The organism is Morganella psychrotolerans (genome assembly GCF_001676155.1).
Lineage (GTDB): Bacteria > Pseudomonadota > Gammaproteobacteria > Enterobacterales > Enterobacteriaceae > Morganella > Morganella psychrotolerans.
Window position 1 is genome coordinate 35,675 of the sequence record NZ_LZEW01000032.1, and the last position, 19,373, is coordinate 55,047.

At 50.2% G+C, this 19,373-nt stretch carries 16 protein-coding genes and 2 pseudogenes; 10 read left to right on the top strand and 8 right to left on the bottom strand.

Going from position 1 to position 19,373, the window contains the following annotated elements:
• The first annotated feature begins 141 nt into the window (after positions 1-141).
• From surA to apaH, 5 genes and pseudogenes are all read left to right on the top strand, one after another.
• A pseudogene (surA, locus tag AYY16_RS17055) lies at positions 142-1,441 on the top strand (peptidylprolyl isomerase SurA).
• Positions 1,425-2,423 (top strand): 4-hydroxythreonine-4-phosphate dehydrogenase PdxA, encoded by a 999-nt coding sequence (gene pdxA, locus AYY16_RS17060; protein WP_067369379.1) that lies wholly within the window; start codon positions 1,425-1,427, stop codon positions 2,421-2,423. Before surA ends, pdxA begins: the two are co-directional and overlap by 17 nt.
• A complete protein-coding gene (gene rsmA / locus AYY16_RS17065; RefSeq protein ID WP_067369382.1) occupies positions 2,420-3,232 on the top strand; it encodes a 16S rRNA (adenine(1518)-N(6)/adenine(1519)-N(6))-dimethyltransferase RsmA in 813 nt (270 codons plus the stop codon). The genes pdxA and rsmA overlap by 4 nt, the downstream gene beginning before the upstream one ends.
• An 11-nt stretch (positions 3,233-3,243) precedes the next feature.
• Positions 3,244-3,621 (top strand): Co2+/Mg2+ efflux protein ApaG, encoded by a 378-nt coding sequence (gene apaG / locus AYY16_RS17070; protein ID WP_067369384.1) that lies wholly within the window; start codon positions 3,244-3,246, stop codon positions 3,619-3,621.
• 6 nt (positions 3,622-3,627) lie between these two features.
• A complete protein-coding gene (gene apaH / locus AYY16_RS17075) occupies positions 3,628-4,461 on the top strand; it encodes a bis(5'-nucleosyl)-tetraphosphatase (symmetrical) ApaH (RefSeq protein WP_067369386.1) in 834 nt (277 codons plus the stop codon).
• A 93-nt stretch (positions 4,462-4,554) separates the two neighbouring features.
• Here the strand turns inward: apaH and folA are convergent, their stop codons facing one another.
• Positions 4,555-5,049: a type 3 dihydrofolate reductase gene (gene folA, locus AYY16_RS17080; protein ID WP_067369388.1), complete on the bottom strand. Its 495-nt coding sequence runs from the start codon at positions 5,047-5,049 to the stop codon at positions 4,555-4,557.
• Positions 5,050-5,220: 171 nt separating this feature from the next.
• Between folA and AYY16_RS17085 the strand changes: the two genes are divergently transcribed.
• On the top strand, positions 5,221-5,835 hold the full coding sequence (locus AYY16_RS17085) for a LysE family transporter (RefSeq protein ID WP_067369391.1): 615 nt from the start codon (positions 5,221-5,223) through the stop codon (positions 5,833-5,835).
• Positions 5,836-5,840: 5 nt separating this feature from the next.
• Complete coding sequence (locus AYY16_RS17090) at positions 5,841-6,596, top strand: nucleotidyltransferase domain-containing protein (protein ID WP_223861245.1); 756 nt, start codon at positions 5,841-5,843, stop codon at positions 6,594-6,596.
• A 63-nt stretch (positions 6,597-6,659) separates the two neighbouring features.
• Here AYY16_RS17090 and ftsP read toward each other — a convergent pair whose 3' ends face one another.
• The 7 genes and pseudogenes from ftsP to nudF form a co-directional block, all read right to left on the bottom strand.
• Positions 6,660-8,087: a cell division protein FtsP gene (ftsP, locus tag AYY16_RS17095; protein WP_067369395.1), complete on the bottom strand. Its 1,428-nt coding sequence runs from the start codon at positions 8,085-8,087 to the stop codon at positions 6,660-6,662.
• Between the two features lie 228 nt (positions 8,088-8,315).
• On the bottom strand, positions 8,316-9,062 hold the full coding sequence (locus tag AYY16_RS17100; protein WP_067369398.1) for a 1-acylglycerol-3-phosphate O-acyltransferase: 747 nt from the start codon (positions 9,060-9,062) through the stop codon (positions 8,316-8,318).
• A gap of 79 nt (positions 9,063-9,141) precedes the next feature.
• Positions 9,142-11,403, bottom strand: a complete 2,262-nt coding sequence (parC, locus tag AYY16_RS17105; RefSeq protein WP_067369400.1) for a DNA topoisomerase IV subunit A — start codon at positions 11,401-11,403, stop codon at positions 9,142-9,144.
• A 42-nt stretch (positions 11,404-11,445) separates the two neighbouring features.
• A pseudogene (gene parE / locus AYY16_RS17110) lies at positions 11,446-13,342 on the bottom strand (DNA topoisomerase IV subunit B).
• Between the two features lie 91 nt (positions 13,343-13,433).
• Positions 13,434-14,015: an esterase YqiA gene (yqiA, locus tag AYY16_RS17115; protein ID WP_067369402.1), complete on the bottom strand. Its 582-nt coding sequence runs from the start codon at positions 14,013-14,015 to the stop codon at positions 13,434-13,436.
• On the bottom strand, positions 14,015-14,848 hold the full coding sequence (gene cpdA, locus AYY16_RS17120) for a 3',5'-cyclic-AMP phosphodiesterase (RefSeq protein ID WP_067369404.1): 834 nt from the start codon (positions 14,846-14,848) through the stop codon (positions 14,015-14,017). Before cpdA ends, yqiA begins: the two co-directional genes overlap by 1 nt.
• A 109-nt stretch (positions 14,849-14,957) precedes the next feature.
• On the bottom strand, positions 14,958-15,596 hold the full coding sequence (gene nudF / locus AYY16_RS17125; RefSeq protein ID WP_067369406.1) for an ADP-ribose diphosphatase: 639 nt from the start codon (positions 15,594-15,596) through the stop codon (positions 14,958-14,960).
• Between the two features lie 218 nt (positions 15,597-15,814).
• Between nudF and tolC the strand changes: the two genes are divergently transcribed.
• The 3 genes from tolC (at position 15,815) to AYY16_RS17140 (ending at position 19,338) form a co-directional block, all read left to right on the top strand.
• Positions 15,815-17,179, top strand: a complete 1,365-nt coding sequence (gene tolC, locus AYY16_RS17130) for an outer membrane channel protein TolC (RefSeq protein ID WP_067369409.1) — start codon at positions 15,815-15,817, stop codon at positions 17,177-17,179.
• 308 nt (positions 17,180-17,487) lie between these two features.
• On the top strand, positions 17,488-18,171 hold the full coding sequence (locus AYY16_RS17135) for a DUF1190 family protein (protein ID WP_190973111.1): 684 nt from the start codon (positions 17,488-17,490) through the stop codon (positions 18,169-18,171).
• A gap of 6 nt (positions 18,172-18,177) precedes the next feature.
• Positions 18,178-19,338 (top strand): glutathionylspermidine synthase family protein, encoded by a 1,161-nt coding sequence (locus tag AYY16_RS17140; RefSeq protein WP_067369412.1) that lies wholly within the window; start codon positions 18,178-18,180, stop codon positions 19,336-19,338.
• Positions 19,339-19,373: the final 35 nt, after the last annotated feature.

Genomic DNA, 19,373 nt, shown 5'->3' on the forward strand with positions numbered 1-19,373 from the left:
GGGGAGCATACATCAGTATGTAACCCGGCTGGCTTCCCTGCGCCAACGAACCTGCAGTTTGAATGAATAAGGGTATATCGGTTGATACTATTTTCACCTGCCGTGCGATAGCACGGCTACTCGAAACATGATGGGATATATATGAAAAACTGGAGAACACTCATTCTCGGCCTGATGTTCACGGCAAGCACTACCGCGTTTGCCGCACCGCAGCAGATGGACAAAGTTGCCGCTGTGGTGAATAACGGCGTTGTTCTGGAGAGTGATGTAAACAATATGCTTCAGACTGTTGTCGTCAATGCCAAAAATGCCGGTCAGCAGGTTCCGGATCAGGCAACTCTGCGTCAGCAAATTCTTGAACGCCTCATCATGGATAATATCGTGATGCAGATGGCAGGACAGATGCAGATAACCATCCCGGAACAGGCTATTGATGGTGCAATTGAAGATATCGCCCGTCAGAACAACATCTCTTCCGCTCAGATGAAAGAACGTCTGAAACGTGATGGCATGAGCTATGACAAATACCGCAGTGAAATCCGCAAAGAGATGATGATGGCGGAAGTGCGTAATAACGAAGTACGCCGCCGTGTGGTCATTTTACCGCAGGAAGTCGATGCGTTAGCGAACCTCATCAGTGCACAGAACTCCGCAGATTCTGAGCTGAATATCAGCCATATTCTGATCCCGATGCCGGAAAATCCGACAGATGCACAGATGAATGCCGCCAAAGAAAAAAGTCTCTGTGATTATGAGCGAACTGCAGAAAGGTGCTGATTTCGGCAAACTGGCTATCACCTATTCCGCTGATCCTCAGGCACTGAAAGGCGGTAACATGGGCTGGAGCCGTTTACAGGAACTGCCGGGTCTGTTTGTTGAGCGCCTGCAATCGGCTAAAAAAGGTGAGATTGTCGGTCCTGTCCGCTCCGGTGTCGGCTTCCATATTCTGCGCGTGAATGATATGCGCGGAAACAGTCAGCCAATTTCGGTGACTGAAGTTAAAGCCCGTCACATTCTGATCAAACCATCACCGATCATGACGGATGAACAGGCACGCAGCAAATTACAGCAGATAACCAATGATGTAAAAAGCGGCAAAACATCCTTTGAGGATGCGGCAAAACAATTCTCTGAAGATCCGGGCTCTGCCCTGCGTGGTGGTGAGTTAGGCTGGTCAATGCCTGATGTTTACGACCCGGCTTTCCGTGACGCATTAATGAAACTGAAAAAAGGCGACCTGAGTCAGCCTGTCCGTTCCTCTTTCGGCTGGCACCTTATCCAGTTGGAAGATACCCGCAATGTGGACAAAACCGAAGCGGCTCAGAAAGATCGTGCCTACCGGATGCTGTTTAACCGCAAATTCAGCGAAGAGTTACAGAGCTGGATGCAGGAACAGCGCGCTGGCGCTTATGTGGAAATTTTAGATGGCAGTAACAAATAGTCTGAAACCCGTTGTTATTACCCCCGGCGAACCTGCCGGGGTGGGTCCTGACCTGACAGTCGCGCTGGCACAGCGCGACTGGCCGGTAAAACTGGTTGTATGTGCCGACCCGCAATTACTGCTGCAACGCGCACAAAACCTGTCGCTCCCGCTTACACTTGAACCTTATTCACCTGATACCGCGCATCAGCCGCAGCGTGCCGGTACACTGACGATCCTGCCAGTCACACTGAAAGCCCCTGTGGTTGCCGGTGAACTCAATGTCGCCAACGCAGCCTATGTAACTGATACATTGACGCGAGCCTGTGACGGGTGTTTGCAGGGCGAATTCGGCGCACTGATTACAGGACCCGTTCATAAAGGCATTATCAACGACGCGGGTATTGCGTTTATCGGGCATACCGAATTTTTTGCCGACCGCAGCGCCTGTAAGCGTGTTGTAATGATGCTTGCCACCGAAGAGATGCGTGTGGCGCTGGCAACAACCCACCTGCCGATTTTGCAGGTACCGGGTGCGGTGGACAGAACCTGTCTGCATGAAGTGATCACTATCCTCAATCATGACCTGCGTACCAAATTTGGTATTGCGCACCCGCACATCGTCGTCTGTGGTCTGAACCCGCATGCAGGTGAAGGCGGTCACATGGGGCATGAAGAGATTGATACCATTATTCCTGCACTCAATGAATTGCGGGCACAGGGTATTGATTTAGAAGGTCCGCTGCCTGCTGACACCCTGTTTCAGCCAAAATATCTGGATCGCGCAGATGCCGTGCTCGCGATGTATCACGATCAGGGGCTTCCTGTGCTAAAATATCAGGGATTCGGCCGCGCGGTGAATATTACGCTGGGGCTGCCGTTTATCCGGACGTCAGTTGATCACGGCACCGCTCTTGATCTGGCAGGCACCGGAAATGCAGATGTGGGAAGCTTTATTACCGCATTAAATTTAGCCATTACAATGATTAAAAACAGTCAATGAATACACGAGTCCATCAGGGGCATTTTGCCCGCAAACGTTTCGGGCAGAACTTCTTAACCGATCAATTTATTATCGACAGCATTGTTGCATCGATTAACCCACAGCACGGCCAGGCCATTGTTGAAATCGGGCCCGGGCTGGCTGCATTAACCGAGCCGGTTGCCGAGCGCATGGACAAAATGACGGTCATTGAAATTGACCGTGATTTGGCCGCACGTCTGGAAACCCATCCGTTTTTACAAAGTAAACTGACTATTATTCAGCAAGATGCAATGACCGTGGATTTTACTGCACTGGCAGAAGAACGCGGTCAGCCGCTGCGGATATTTGGCAACCTGCCTTATAATATCTCCACCCCGCTGATGTTCCACCTGTTTACCTTTACCAATGCTATCAGTGACATGAATTTTATGTTGCAAAGAGAAGTGGTTAACCGCCTCGTGGCGGGTCCCGGCAGCAAAACATACGGTCGCCTGAGTGTCATGGCGCAGTATTACTGCCAGGTTATCCCGGTACTCGACGTTCCGCCAACTGCGTTCCGTCCGGCACCAAAAGTGGACTCCGCAGTGGTGCGTCTTATTCCGCACCGTGAAAACCCTTATGGGCTGAAAAATATTGCCCTGCTGAGCCGGGTCGCCACACAAGCGTTTAACCAGCGCCGTAAAACGGTCCGCAACAGCCTGGGTGATCTGTTCACTGTTGATACACTGACAGAGCTGGGAATTGATCACACAGCCCGCGCGGAAAACATTAGTGTCGCGCAGTATTGTCTGATGGCTAATTACCTGGCGGATAATCCCGCCTCATAGGGAGTTCCATAATGAATAACGGCCCGAAAATTTGTATTCAGGTTCAGAGTGTTTATATCGAAAGCCAGTCTGAGCCGGATGCTGAGCGCTATGTTTTCGCATATACCGTTTCTATCCGGAATCTGGGTCGTCATACCGTTCAGCTAATCAGCCGCTACTGGCGTATCACCAACAGCGAAGGCCGCCAGACTGAAGTTCAGGGGGAAGGCGTTGTTGGTGAACAACCGGTCATTGAGCCGGGTGAAGAGTATCGTTACACCAGCGGAACCGTTCTGGAAACACCGCTGGGCACCATGGAAGGTTATTACACTATGGTGGATCACAAAGGTGAGAATTTCATCAGTGAAATTCCTGTTTTCCGGCTCGCAATTGCAACTTTTGTTCATTAATCCGTTATGGCAACCTACCTTATCGGCGATATTCACGGCTGTTACCGTGAACTTCGCGCATTATTGGATCAGGCTCATTTTGATCCGCAAACAGACACTCTGTGGCTGACCGGCGACCTTGTCGCCCGTGGTCCGGACTCCCTCAGTGTTCTGCGTTATGTGAAAAGCTTAGGCGACAGTGTGAAACTGGTGCTCGGTAACCACGATCTTCATTTATTGGGGATCTTCGCAGGTATCAGCCGCAATAAGCCGCGTGATCATTTAAATACCCTGCTCAGTGCGCCGGATCTGGATGAACTGATCAACTGGCTGCGCCGCCAGCCCCTGTTACAAATTGATCATGATAAAAAACTGGTGATGGCACATGCCGGTATTACGCCGCAGTGGGATCTGGAAACAGCCGCCATGTGCGCGCGGGAAGTGGAGGCGGTACTCAGCAGTGATACCTATCCGCTGTTTATTAATGCTATGTACGGCGATTTACCGAATGACTGGTCACCGTCACTGACAGGCCTGGCGCGTCTGCGTTTTTCCACAAATGCAATGACCCGGATGCGTTATTGTTTCCCGGACGGGCAACTGGATATGGTGTGCAAAGATAAGCCGGATCAGATATCCGCCCCCTTAAAGCCCTGGTTTGCACTGCCGTCAAAATTACCGGAAGATTACAGTGTGGCTTTTGGTCACTGGGCATCTCTGGAAGGCAAAGGTACGCCACGTAACGTGTATGCCCTGGATACCGGATGTTGCTGGGGCGGACAGCTCACGATGCTGCGCTGGGAAGATCGCTGCTATTTCTGGCAGGAGTCTTTTTCTCCGCGTGATGATGATGACGAATAGCGCTTTTACCTGTCTCTTAAAATGGAAAAGCAGAGCCGGAGCTCTGCTTTTTTATTAAAATTATTTATCAAAAAATATGAATCAACTGATTAATCAGCTCTTGCGGCGCTCAAGAATTTCAAAGCAGAAACCGTGTGAGTTGGCTTCGTCCGCATCGTGGTATTCCATAAATGTGGAATCCCATTCATCCGGTTCATAGTCCGGGAAATACGTATCACCGCTGACTTCAGCATCGACATGCGTTAAGTACATACGGTCTGCCAGTGACAGGAATTGTCCGTAAACCTTACCGCCACCCATCACCATGATTTCGCCGTCAGTTTCTTTCTGTGCAATCGCCAGTGCTTCTTCAACAGACGTTGCCCAGACAACACGGTCATCATTGCCCGGTGTGCGGCTCAGAACAATATTGAGGCGATCCGGCAGAGGACGTCCGATAGATTCATAGGTTACCCGTCCCATGATCACCGGCTTATTTACCGTGTTACGTTTAAACCATGCCAGATCTTCAGGCAACGTCCATGGCATCGCATTTTCCATGCCAATAACCCGATCCATAGCTAATGCGGCGATCAAGCTAATGTTCATTCATTTCACCTTAGGGCTGAGAGAAATTTTGTCGCCACTATACGTAAACAACTCAATACAGTCGACTGAATTCAGTGTTTCATCAATACAAATAATTTATTTGTCTTCACACTTGCAGGTGAGTCATACTTTTACTCTGTGTACAGGTCTTTTTCAGCAAGGATATCCCACATGTATGATGCCACCCTGATGGTGACCACTGTCGCCGCGCTCGGAATGATCTCCCCGGGTCCTGATTTTTTCCTGATAGTGAAGAATGCCGCCCGCTATCAGCGGGCCGCCGCAATGATGACCGCGCTGGGCTTACTCGCCGCAATCGCTATTCACATGACCTACTGTGTGGCAGGGCTGGCCGTGATCATCACCACTACACCGTGGCTTTTTACTATCCTCAAATATGCCGGTGCAGCCTATCTTATCTGGATAGGTATCAACAGCTTACTTTCACGTGCAGGGCATGCTCCTGACACAGAAGAGAATTCACATCAGCGTGTTTCCTTTAAAAAAGCCTTTATGCAGGGATTTCTCTGTAATCTTCTTAATCCGAAAGCGACACTTTTCTTCCTGGCAATTTTTACACAGGTACTGGATGTCAATTCAGGTTTTGGTGAAAAACTCTGGTATGCTGCTATTGTAATGGGTCTGGCGGTGATTTACTGGCCCTCACTGGTACTGCTTATCCAGAGTGCGCCGGTACGCCGGGGACTGGCAAGAATTCAGAAATATATTGATAAAGTACTTGGCGTCGTCCTGATTGGTTTCGGTGTCCGGGTTGCCATGAGCTGATAATAATGACAATAAATAAGAAACATACTTTCCAGCCTGAATTTCAGGCTGTCATACAGGATGCGGTGCAGTCACTGAGCTCCTCATTATCCGGGACATTGCACAGTATTTACGTATACGGCAGTGTGGCAGAAGGGCGCGCCGTCCCCGGGCGGTCAGACCTGGATCTGACCCTGGTACTGAACTCGTCGCTGACCTCTGCTGAAAAATATGCACTCACTTCTCTGGATACCGCATTAACCAGCCGCCATCACAGTGTGACAAAAATTGGTTTTGATACCGGGCTGCTGACTGAAGCCACCTCACCGGCACACCAGGCGGTCTGGTCTTACTGGCTGGCAAATTTCTGTCTGCCGGTTTATGGCGAGGATCTGACACTTAAACTGCCCCCGGTATCACTGAACCGGGAAATTGTTCACGGCATAAACGGGGATTTCCCTATGCTTGTGCGCACCAATCTTATGCAGTTAGAGAAAAGACCACCGCTTGGTGAGATCCGCCGGATAAAACGGGAAACCGCCAGACGGCTCCTGCGGGCAACCGCCCTTCTGTGGCGGGATTACACATCATGCACCTATCCGCTGCCACTGATGCTGATGGCAGAAAAAGCCGCTGATTTATATCCGGACAAACGCCATGCACTGAATTTTCTGCTCAGGCAGGCGGAGGAACCAGATACCGCAATTACACATTTTAATGTGGTTGCCGGAACATTTTCCCGCTGGCTGCGGGAAGAAGAGAAACGGCTTTTAGGTCGCTGAATTCATAAAAAAACCGCTGAAAAATCAGCGGTTTTTTATCAAATCGTCTGTAACTGACAAACGTTAATACTGGCTGACAGCCTCAACCTCCAACTGTCCGATAACACCCCGGTCAGCCTGTTCCAGGAACTGGCTGTAATAGAAGAACGGGAAGTGTGAATAAGACGGTTGCATCATCTGCACCAGTAACTCACTGCGTCCGTTAATCCAGACCGTATCTTTCCAGCCATAATCCTGCGGTGCCGGTGACTGCCCATCATGATTGATCACTTTGAAACGGACACCGCTGATATGGAACGGCTGCGGTGTATCCGTGGTGACAATCCAGCGCTCCCAGTTACCCTGCTGCGTGCGGATATCCACCCGGCTCATATCCCACATTGCGCCGTTGATTGCCGGCGGTGAAATGCTGAGGGCAATATCACGATTGCGGACACCCGTTGTAATTTCAGTCGGGTCCTTAATCAGCGTTGCCGGTAAATCATCGGTTACCAGTGAAATCAGCCCGGTGGCTTTTATCGTCAGAACATTGGTATTTACCAACGTATTTGATGTCTCAAACAAGCTTTTAAAGCGATCGGTCAGTGTTGCTGATTCACCCGCCGTGATAGTCAGTGTTTCTGTTTTCGACATGTCTATCAGCACTTCACGCCGCTCTCCGGGGGACAGGCTCAATACCTCAACCGCTACCGGTGACGGCAGCAATCCCTGATCGGATGCAACCATATAGAACGGACGACCATCACTGAGTTTCAGTTCAAAGCGGCGGGCATTGGCGGCATTAACCAGGCGAAACCGGATCCAGCCTTTTGAGACTTCGAGATACGGGTCTTCCGCGCCGTTAACAATCAGGCGGTCACCGATAAACATCTCATTGTTATCTGTGCGGTACTCTTGCGAACCAAATGAATCCAGGCGCTTATCCTGTATGATCAGCGGGAAATCATTCACGCCGTACTCTTTCGGAAGAGGTAAACTGCGGCTCTCTTCATCATCCACAATCCACATCCCCGCCAGTCCGTTATAGACATGCGGCGCCATACGATTAGGTGTATTGGCGTGATACCAGCAGGTAGCAGCAGGCTGACGAACCGGGACCACCGGCGACCATTCTGTATTCGGGGAGATCAGACGGGCAGCACCACCGGACACCGTACCCGGCACCAGCAGACCACTGACATTAACGGCAACAGGCTCAGAAAGCCGGTTACTGTAAATCATTTTGATATCGTCGCCGTTGCGAACACGGATAGTAGGGCCGAGATATCGGCCATTAAATCCCCAGACCGTTGCCTGGTTTTTGCCGTTAAACGACCAGTGTGTGCGCTGCATTGTCAGAAATAACGGCTGTCCGTTACGACTTTCCAATAATGGCGGAACGGGTAATGGCTGGCTGCCACCTTCATCAGCAGCACGGACAGACAGGGGCAGTGATCCCAAACACGCAGCTAAGCCGGATGCTTGAATAAACCGACGCCGACTCAGTGTCATAACATCTCCGGGAAAAACGTTTTCATGGTTACTACGAATGTTGAAGTGCGCCCGTATGCCGGTGAGCAGACAGATTGATCCGTGTTATATCTTAATGAAGTGCATACGCTTAACAACGGAGTGTTAAGCGTATGATATAGCGAATGAAGAGCAATTCCTAAACTTATCTATGATAAGTTGTAAAATAATAAGACCGGTATTTTCCACCCGGTCGGACAATTATGGATATCAGTGATGCTTTATACCCATTTTCTTATCCATTTCAGCCACTTCCTGATCCAGCTCTGCGACCCGTGTGATCATCATCTGACGACAATCTTCAGCTAATTCACGGACTTGTTCGCGGGTATACTTTGATGTATCAATCGGCGGCAGCATTTCCACTATTACCACACCATTATTCCGGCGGTTCAGTTTAATGCGCCCTTCTGTTGTAGACACACACACAGGGATCACAGGAACGCCTGCAGCAATTGCCGCGTGAAATGCACCGGTTTTAAACGGCAACATACCGCGTCCGCGGCTGCGGGTGCCTTCAGGAAACATCCAGACCGAGATATTGCGTTTTTTTATCTGATCCGCAACCTGGCTTATCGTGTTGTGTGCTTTGCTGCGGTTTGTGCGGTCAATCAAAATATTTCCGGAGAGCCAGTACAGTTGCCCGAAGAACGGGATCCAGATAAGGCTGCGCTTGCCGACTGTCACCGTACGCGGCTGTACCGCGTTTGACATGGTCGCCATGTCATAGTTGTTCTGATGGTTAGCCACATAAACACAGGTACCGGCTGATTTGATACTGTCGGGGATACGGTACACAACCTTGATCCCGAAGACATAAGACAGTTTTCCGTACATGTGAGAAAAGGTCATCACATGTTTCGGATTACGCGGACTGGTCAGACAGATAAGTATCCCCGCGATACTCCCGAGAATACAATAAATTACAGCAATAATAATACGTAAAATGGCTAACATGCGTCCCCCGCAAAATGGCCGTTCAGAAAAACCGGGGCATCATTGCCCCGTGAATGCGATAACTGACAACGTCCGGTTATCAGGCTTTTTTCTCCGGAATAACAATCTCAACCCGCTCAATCTTTTTCTGCATCCCGCGCGGTAACGCGGTACCACGACGTCCGCGTTCAGCACGGAATTTCTGTAACTCTTCCGGACGCATAACCAGCTTACGCTTACCGAAATGCAGCGTCACACTTGCGTCTGCCGGGATAACAAACAGATGCGCCAGCCCGTCTTCACCGGTAGCGGCGGCCGCAGAAGTAATGGAAATAATTTTATTCCCCTTACCTTTAGATAACTGCGGCAGGTCACCCACAGGGAATAACAGCATCCGCCCTTCCTGTGAGACAGACAGCAGGAGATCGTTCTCTTCGTCATTCACCTCTATCGGCGTCATGGCTTTCGCATTATCCGGCAGGGTTATCAGTAATTTTCCGGCTTTATTTTTTGCCACCAAATCACTGAATGTACAGATAAACCCATAACCGGCATCCGATGCCATCAGGTATTTCTGAGTATCATTATTCATCAGAACCTGTTCAAACACGGCACCCGGCGGCGGTGTCAGTTTACCCGTCAGCGGTTCACCCTGACCTCTCGCTGAGGCCAGTTCCAGCGGATCAAGAGAATAGCTGCGCCCGGTTGAGTCCAGGAACACGACCGGCTGATTACTCATGCCTCTTGCGGCACCCAGGAAATTATCTCCCGCCTTATAGTTCATTCCGGACGGATCGATATCATGCCCTTTAGCACTGCGCACCCAACCCATCTGAGATAACACAACGGTGACCGGCTCAGACGGCAGAATTTCATGCTCACTCATGGCTTTTGCTTCTTCGCGCTCATTCAGCGGAGAACGACGATCATCGCCATACTGCTTCGCATCATCTTCGATCTCTTTTTTCAGCAGCGTATTCATACGCCGCTCAGAGCCGAGGATAGCCTGCAATTTGTCGCGCTCTTTGGCTAATTCATCCTGCTCGCCACGAATTTTCATCTCTTCGAGTTTGGCTAAGTGGCGTAATTTCAGCTCAAGAATCGCTTCTGCCTGAGTATCACTCAGTGCAAAACGTTCCATCAGTACCGGCTTTGGCTCATCTTCGGAGCGGATAATCTCAATCACTTCATCAAGATTGAGGTAGGCCAGTAATAAACCATCCAGAATATGTAGGCGGCGCAGCACTTTTTCCAGGCGGTGATTCAGACGGCGGCGTACCGTTTCGCGCCGGTAAGTCAGCCACTCAGTCAGAACCTCAACCAGACCTTTCACCGCAGGGCGGTTATCCAGACCAATCATGTTCATGTTGACGCGGTAGCTTCTTTCCAGATCAGTGGTTGCAAACAGGTGAGTCATCACCTGATCCAAGTCGATCCGGTTACTGCGCGGCATGATAACCAGGCGGGTCGGATTCTGATGATCTGATTCATCACGCAGATCGTCGACCATCGGCAATTTTTTCGCCCGGATCTGAGACGCTATCTGCTCAAGAATTTTTGCACCGGAAACCTGATGCGGCAGCGCAGTGATCACCGCATTACCGTCTTCGATAGTCCAGACCGCGCGCATACGCACTGATCCGCGCCCGGTTTTATACATCTTACGGATATCATCCGGGCTGGTGATAATTTCAGCGTCGGTCGGGTAGTCCGGTCCCGGGATGTAGCTCATGGCTTCATCAAGAGTCAGGGACGATTTATCAATCAGCGCCAGCAGCGCATTCGCCACTTCACGGACATTATGCGGCGGAATATCCGTCGCCATCCCGACCGCAATCCCGGTCGTACCATTCAGCAGAATGTTCGGCAGGCGCGCCGGTAACATTTTCGGCTCCTGCATGGTGCCGTCAAAGTTCGGCACCCAGTTTACCGTGCCGTGTCCCAGCTCACTGAGCAGCACTTCTGCATATTTTGACAGGCGGGATTCGGTATAACGCATCGCGGCGAAGGATTTAGGATCATCCGGCGCACCCCAGTTCCCCTGTCCGTCAACCAGCGGATAACGGTAAGAGAACGGCTGCGCCATCAGCACCATCGCTTCATAGCAGGCGCTGTCTCCGTGCGGATGGTATTTACCCAGTACGTCACCGACAGTACGGGCCGATTTTTTATATTTGGCGGAATTGCCCAGTCCCAGCTCAGACATGGCATAAATAATGCGCCGCTGAACCGGTTTTAAGCCGTCGCCGATAAAAGGGAGCGCCCTGTCCATGATGACGTACATGGAATAATTAAGGTAAGCGTTCTCCGTAAAGCTATGGAGCGGCTGGCGCTCCACTCCGTCCTGAGTTATTTCACTCATTCACTCTGTTCCTCTGACCTTTGTGCTGTCACGGGGGTAACATTACACATCTAATTCCACCCGATCGCCTTTTTCCTGCAACCAGTTACGGCGATCTTCCGCACGTTTTTTACCCAGCAGCATATCCATTACCGACAGTGTTTCCTGAAAATTCTCCTCACTGATAGTGAGCTGAACCAGGCGCCGGGTATTCGGATCTAAGGTCGTTTCACGCAACTGCCCCGGGTTCATTTCACCCAGGCCTTTAAAACGCTGCACATTTGGTTTGCCGCGCTTGCGGCTTAATTTATCTAAAATGGCATTTTTTTTCGTTCTCATCGAGCGCGTAATGTACTTCTTTACCGAGATCGATACGGTAAAGTGGCGGCATAGCCATATAGATGTGACCGGCTTTGACTAATGCAGGGAAATGACGGACAAACAGCGCACACAGTAAAGTGGCAATATGCAGACCATCGGAGTCCGCATCCGCCAGAATACAGATTTTACCGTAGCGCAGCGTGCTTAAATCATCACTGTCCGGATCGATACCGATCGCCACTGAGATATCATGTACTTCCTGCGAGGCAAGTACTTCATCAGAAGAGACTTCCCAGGTATTGAGGATCTTACCGCGCAGCGGCATGATCGCCTGAAACTCGCGATCGCGGGCTTGTTTCGCCGAGCCGCCTGCCGAATCCCCTTCCACAAAGAAAATTTCGGTCTGATTCATATCCTGGGAAGAACAGTCTGCCAGCTTGCCCGGCAGCGCCGGTCCGGATGTCAGTTTTTTACGCACCACTTTTTTAGAGGCACGCAGTCGCCGCTGCGCGCTGGCAATCGCCATTTCCGCAAGCTGCTCTGCCACCTGAACGTTTTGGTTAAGCCACAGACTGAATGCATCCTTCACCACACCACTGACAAACGCAGCGCACTGGCGCGAGGAGAGCCGTTCTTTGGTCTGACCGGCAAACTGCGGATCCTGCATTTTTACTGACAGCACATAGGCACAGCGCTCCCAGATATCATCCGCAGACAATTTCACGCCACGCGGCATAATATTGCGAAATTCGCAAAACTCACGTATTCCGTCCAGCAGTCCCTGGCGAAGACCATTCGCGTGCGTCCCGCCCAGCGGGGTAGGGATAAGGTTTACGTAACTTTCGGTCAGCAGCTCGCCGCCTTCCGGCAGCCACAGCAATGCCCAGTCCGCTGCTTCATTATCACCATGATGTTTTCCGGTAAATGCCACTTCCGGTAATGTGACCAGTCCGTTCACATTTTCCATCAGATAGTCAGTCAGGCCGTCCTGATAGCACCAGCGCTGCTGCGTATCATTCACATTATCTTTGAAAAGGATCTCAACGCCCGGGCACAACACGGCTTTGGCTTTCAGGAGATGTGTCAGACGGGAAACGGAGAAACGCGGGCTGTCAAAAAACTGTTCATCCGGCCAGAAATGGACGCTGGTTCCGGTGTTGCGTTTGCCGCACTGCCCGATCACAGCCAGCTCGCTGACTTTATCGCCATTTTCAAAGACAATCTGATATACCTGTCCGTCACGGCGGACAGTCACTTCGGTGCGTTTTGACAACGCATTGACCACGGAAATACCAACACCGTGTAAACCACCGGAGAACTGATAGTTCTTATTGGAGAACTTTCCCCCGGCATGCAGGCGGGTCATGATGAGTTCCACCGCAGAGACTTTTTCTTCCGGGTGCAAATCCACAGGCATTCCGCGCCCGTTGTCGGTAACTTCAACCGACTGGTCTTTGTGTAAAATAACCTCGACGGACTTAGCGTGACCGGCTAAAGCCTCATCGACGCTGTTGTCGATAACTTCCTGAGCCAGATGATTCGGCCGCGTCGTATCCGTGTACATTCCCGGACGGCGGCGGACAGGCTCCAAACCACTGAGGACTTCGATATCCTCTGCGTTATAAGATGATTGCGTCATATTGGCTTATCGGCTATTAGCTAAAAAATAAACAAAATGCGTGAGTGATACTGGCGATAATACCAGTCACAGGGAAATTAAAACATGGTTTTCAGTTATTGCCGAGTCCGAGGAAATTAATTATCTGCGGAAAATACTGAGGAAAACCTGTAAAGGCGTGACTTCCGCCGGATTCAATCGTTTGTTTACACGCCACCAGATGCGTGACCGCCTGACGGTAATCAAGTACTTCGTCGCCGGTCTGCTGTAATAACCAGATCAAATCCGGTGATTCAGGTGAATCAATATACACAGCCCGTAAATCCTGCATGTGGCGGGGTTCAAGTGTGTAGCGTTCATGTGTATAGGGGTTAACATTCTCCCCTAAATAATTCTGAAGTAATTCAAAAGGATAAACCGCCGGATTAACTACTACTGCGGGAACATCAAATGTCTGCGATAACCAGATCGCAAAATAACCTCCCAGAGAAGAGCCGACAATTCCGGTATTTTCACCGGCCAGAGAGCTCATCAGGTTTTCCAGATAGAGGGCGGCCTCATCCGGATAGCAGGGAAGTTGCGGGATAACCATCCGGATCTCCGGGTGATGTTCTGCCAGCCAGGATTTCAGCATCATTCCTTTTTCTGACAATGGAGAGCTGTTAAAGCCGTGCAGATAAAGGAGCGTCGCCATCAGTAACCTTCCGAGCCCAGATCAGGGCTGAATTCGTCAGTATCCAGGCGGTGCACTGTTGTTTTCAGTGCCGGAAACTCACCCGTGGTCAGTTCCAGATAACGCCAGCCCGGTGCCACAGTATCGAGCGTAAAGGTGGTGCAGTGCGGTTTAAACTGTACACAGGTTGACGGTGTTGCCAGCACGCGCATACCGTTCCATATCATATCCAGATCCTGATGAATGTGTCCGCACAAAATCGCATCAATATTCTGATATTTCACCAGAACATCAGCCAGCTCATGCGAATTACGCAGACTGTGCTGATCAAGCCAGTTACACCCGGATGCCAGCGGATGATGATGCAGCATCACAACCGTATGGCGATCACTATATTGTGCCAGGCACTCATCCAGCCACGCAAGCTGATACTCACTGAGCTCGCCGTGCGGTACGCCCTGCACCTGACTGTCCAGCAGCAGCACCTGCCACTGTTCACCTAATAAAATATGTTTGGCGGGGTTAATACCGGCATCCGCCAGTTCCCTTGCCATTGACGGCTGATAATCATGATTTCCCGGCAACCAGACGCAGGGCGCCGGTAAACAGGCAACACCCTGCGTAAACCGCTGATAGGCACGGATGCTCTGATCCTGAACCAGATCACCGGTCGCTACAACCAGGTCGGTCGGCAGTTGCTGCTTTACGATAGCATCGAGCACGGCGTGATAACTGTGCAGGGTATTGATCCCTAACAATGTCTCAGTTTCACCGGCAAAAAGGTGCGTATCTGTAATCTGTAAAATTCTGACCGCAGCGCCATCAGCTACGGCCAAATGCAACGGGATTTCCAATCGATGTCCTTGTTATTTTAACAACTAACGCATAATAATAACGTGTTTTAGCTGAAGAGATCTGCAATCCCGCACACAATTCCCCGGTTTGAGAAAAAAAAAATCCGGGTTATTTATCCCGCCACGTTGCACGTATACGTTCATAGTGCAATGTAAGCCACTGAATTGCAATGACAGTTGCTGCGTTATCGATCACACCTTTTTCAATCCACTGATACGCCTGTTCACGGCTGACAACATGCACGCGGATATCTTCGTTTTCCTGCGCCAGACCATGCACGCCTCCGGCAGTGGTACTGTCAGCTTCACCGATATACACATACATCCGCTCAGAGGTACCGCCCGGACTGGATAAATAACTCAGGGCAAACGTACACCGCCCGATATGCACCGAGGCCTCTTCCATGGCTTCGCGCCGGACAACCTCTTCGGCTGATTCCCCGGGTTTATCAATCATGCCCGCGACCGCCTCCAGCAACCACGGTGTATTGCTGCTTTCTATTGCCGGGAGCCGGATTTGCTCAATCAGAATGACTTCGTCGCGCACAGGATCATACGGCAGGATCACCCCTGCATTGCCTCTTTCAAATACTTCACGGCAGATTTCCGGGCTCCAGCCGCCGTCAAACAACCGGTGACGGAAGCGATACTCATTAATCTTAAAAAAACCGGAAAATACGGTTTTTTTACTGAGGATCTCCACATCTTTGTTACCAAAAGAAAAAGGTAATTTTGGTTCATGTACCATATTATTTTCTCCGCTGTGTAATCAATTCTTTATGATAAAGGAGTTTTTCATCATTTGAGATAAAGAAATTTTCCGGGCAATGAGGTAAAATTAATCTAATTTAACCCGGATGGCACAAACGGCTACCTTTAATAGTAAGTTGACTCTGCTAGAATTAAAGCCATTTGAAGCTTCCCGGGAAGCAACTAACAGATTAGCGCTGTGCAAAAGGAATCCTAATGAAGAAACTGCTTTCTCTTCTCATTGCTGTGAGTGTGGCAGGTTTCAGTACTGTTACTCAGGCTGAAGACCTCCTCCAGGTTTATCAAAAAGCGAAAGAGACGAACCCGACCCTGCGTCAAACTCAAGCTGAACGTAACCAGGCCTTTGAAAAAATTAACGAAGCACGCAGCCCGTTACTGCCGCAGTTAGGTTTAGGCGGTGGTTATGAATACGGCAGCGGTTACCGTGATAACCGGAATCAAAACAGTAATACACTGAATGCGCAGCTGAAATTAACTCAGACCATTTTTGATATGAGCAAATGGCGTCAGCTGGATTTGCAGGAAAAAACAGCCGGGATCAGTGACATTACGTTCCAGAGCGCACAGCAGCAGCTGATTGTTGATACCTCTGTTGCCTATTTTAATGTCCTGCGCGCACTGGATACGCTCTCTTATGTGCAGTCACAGAAAGAAGCTGTTTACCGTCAGTTAGATCAGACCACACAGCGCTTTAATGTGGGTCTGGTGGCAATCACTGACGTTCAGAACGCCCGTGCCAACTACGACAGTGTTCTGGCACAGGAAGTGTCCGGTCGTAATGATGTTGAAAATACGATTGAACAACTGCGTCAGGTGAGCGGAATTTATTACAGCGATTTAGCGTCTCTGGATGTTAACCGGTTTAAAACCAGTTCACCGGATGCTATCGAGGTGCTGCTCAAAGAAGCGCAGGAACGTAACCTGAACCTGCTGAGTGCCTCTCTGGGACGTGATCTGGCGAAAGAACAAATCAGCATGGCGCAATCAGGCCACTATCCGACCGTTGAACTGAGCGCGGGTACCGGTGTAACTAACAACGATTACAGCGGCAGCGGTTATCCGAATAATTACGCGAATAATTACGCGGGTCAGAGCACCATCGGCGTAAACGTCAGTATTCCGCTGTATACCGGTGGTATGGTGTCATCTCAGGTAGATCAGGCTCAGTACGGTTATACCGCCGCCAGTGAAAAGCTGGAAGCGATGCTGCGTCAGGTTGTCCAGGTAACCCGTTCGTCATACAACAATATCAATGCGTCTATCAGCAGTGTTAACGCCTACAAACAGGTTGTTACTTCTGCGGAAAGCTCCCTGAATGCAACCGAAGCCGGTTATCAGGTGGGTACACGTACTATTGTTGATGTGCTGAACGCGACTACGACACTGTATGAAGCGAAGAAAAGTCTGTCAAATGCCCGTTATGATTATCTGATTAGTCAGCTCTATATCGGTCAGGCACGCGGTACACTGAATGAAGATGATGTCCTGCGCCTTAACCAGGTTCTGGGTAAATCCATTCCGACGGCACCCTCTTCCGTGACAGGTAAAACAGCCAACTAAGCGTTTTTATCTGAATCATAAAAAAACCCGCTCACCGGCGGGTTTTTTTATGCTTTGTTCCTGTTAACGATAACTTATCTGTCAAACAGGTAAAATATCAGGTTTTATCCGGAGAACCGGGGAATTATGACCATGAGTGATATTTTTCCGGCATAAAAAATACCCTAACCCACGCTTCTTTCTTTTCTGTTAATCTTATTTAATCTGCATCACCCGCAAAAAACAGATTACTGCTTTAATTTCACACAGTTTTCCCCTATCCTAGTCAGTAATTACCTCTCATGAAACCGTTTCCGGATATAACGACAATGACAATAAAACGCACAAAAAATATTAACCGCGACGCTTTCCGTAAAACCTGGCGTCAATATCGCTTAGCCCCTGTTGCTGCCGCAGTTGGTGCAGTCCTGATGCTGGCTGCCTGTGATGAAGCCGATGAAACCGTCGCGCTCTATACCACAGCAGAACAGTGCACAACAGCAAACCCGGGACAGGCCGGTGAATGTACCACTGCATACAATAATGCCGTTCAGGAAGCGGTAAAAACCGCCCCGAAATATGCAACCCGCGAAGATTGCGTGGCTGAGTTCGGTGAATCCCAGTGTACTCAGGCTCAGGTGCCTACTGAGCTGGCAAATAATAACCAGACTCAGCAACAAGAGCCTGCACAGGCTTCCGGTGGTTTCTGGATGCCGCTGATGGCCGGTTACATGATGGGCCGTATGATGGGCGGCGGTGCTGCATCCCAGCCACTGTTTACCTCACGTAATGCGGCAAGCCCGGCAAACGGTAAGTTTGTCGACGCAGGCGGTAAAAACTACGGCTCCGCAACCGGCGGACGCTCTGTATCCGTACCAAAAACAGCAATGGCGCCAAAACCGGCTACCACCACAACCACGACCCGTGGCGGATTTGGTGACAGTGTTGCCAAACAAAACTCAATGCAGCGCTCATCCGGCAGCAGTTCTTCTTCACGCTCAATGGGCGGCTGATTTGTCATGAAACGAGTCCCGATTAGCGAGCGCCCGGACTGGCGTGAGAAAGCCGATGAATTCGGCTTTCACTTTCATACTATGTACGGCGAGCCGTACTGGTCAGAAGATGCCTGCTATCAGTTCTCTCTGGCACAAATCGATGAAATCGAGGAAGTGACAAACGAACTGCATCAGATGTGTCTTCAGGTGGTGGATAAAGTCACACAAAGTGATGAACTGATGGCCCGTTTTCAGATCCCGAAACACTGCTGGGATCTGGTACGCGAGTCATGGGCAACCCGCCAGCCTTCTCTTTATTCACGTCTTGATCTGGCTTACGACGGTATCAATCCGCCTAAGCTGTTAGAAAACAATGCCGATACGCCGACATCCCTGTATGAGTCCGCGTTTTTCCAGTGGATCTGGCTGGAAGATCAGATTGCCGCCGGTAATCTGCCGGAAAATGCCGATCAGTTTAACGGCATCCAGGAAAAACTGATTGAGCGCTTTGGTGTATTAGCCGAAGAGTTCGGATTCCGTTATCTGCACATGGCCTGCTGTCAGGATTCTGTGGAAGATCGCGGGACAATTCAGTATTTACAGGATTGTGCACAGGAAGCGGGGATCACCACTGATTTCCTGTTTATCGAAGATATCGGGCTGGGCGATCGCGGCGAGTTTACTGATCTTCAGGATCAGATAATCAGCAACATGTTTAAACTCTACCCGTGGGAGTTTATGATGCGCGAGATTTTCTCAACCAAGCTGACAGATGCCGGTATACGCTGGCTGGAGCCTGCGTGGAAGAGTATTATCTCCAATAAAGCCCTGTTGCCGCTGCTGTGGGAAATGTTCCCGGATCATCCGAATCTGTTACCGGCGTATTTTACGGATAAGCCGTACCCGGAGATGGACAGCTACGTGATCAAGCCGCTGTTCTCCCGCGAAGGGGCGAATATCCGGATTATTGAGAACGGAAAAGAGATAGCAGCCGCTGACGGTCCGTACGGCGAAGAGGGGATGATTGTTCAGCAGTTCCATCCTCTGCCTAAGTTCGGTGACAGCTACACGCTTATCGGCAGTTGGCTGGTGAATGATGAATCCGCCGGTATCTGTATCCGTGAAGACAGAGCACTGATAACGCAGGATCTTTCCCGTTTCTATCCGCATATTATTATTGACTGACGAATAGCGGCGCATTATTGCAAAAATCCCGGGCG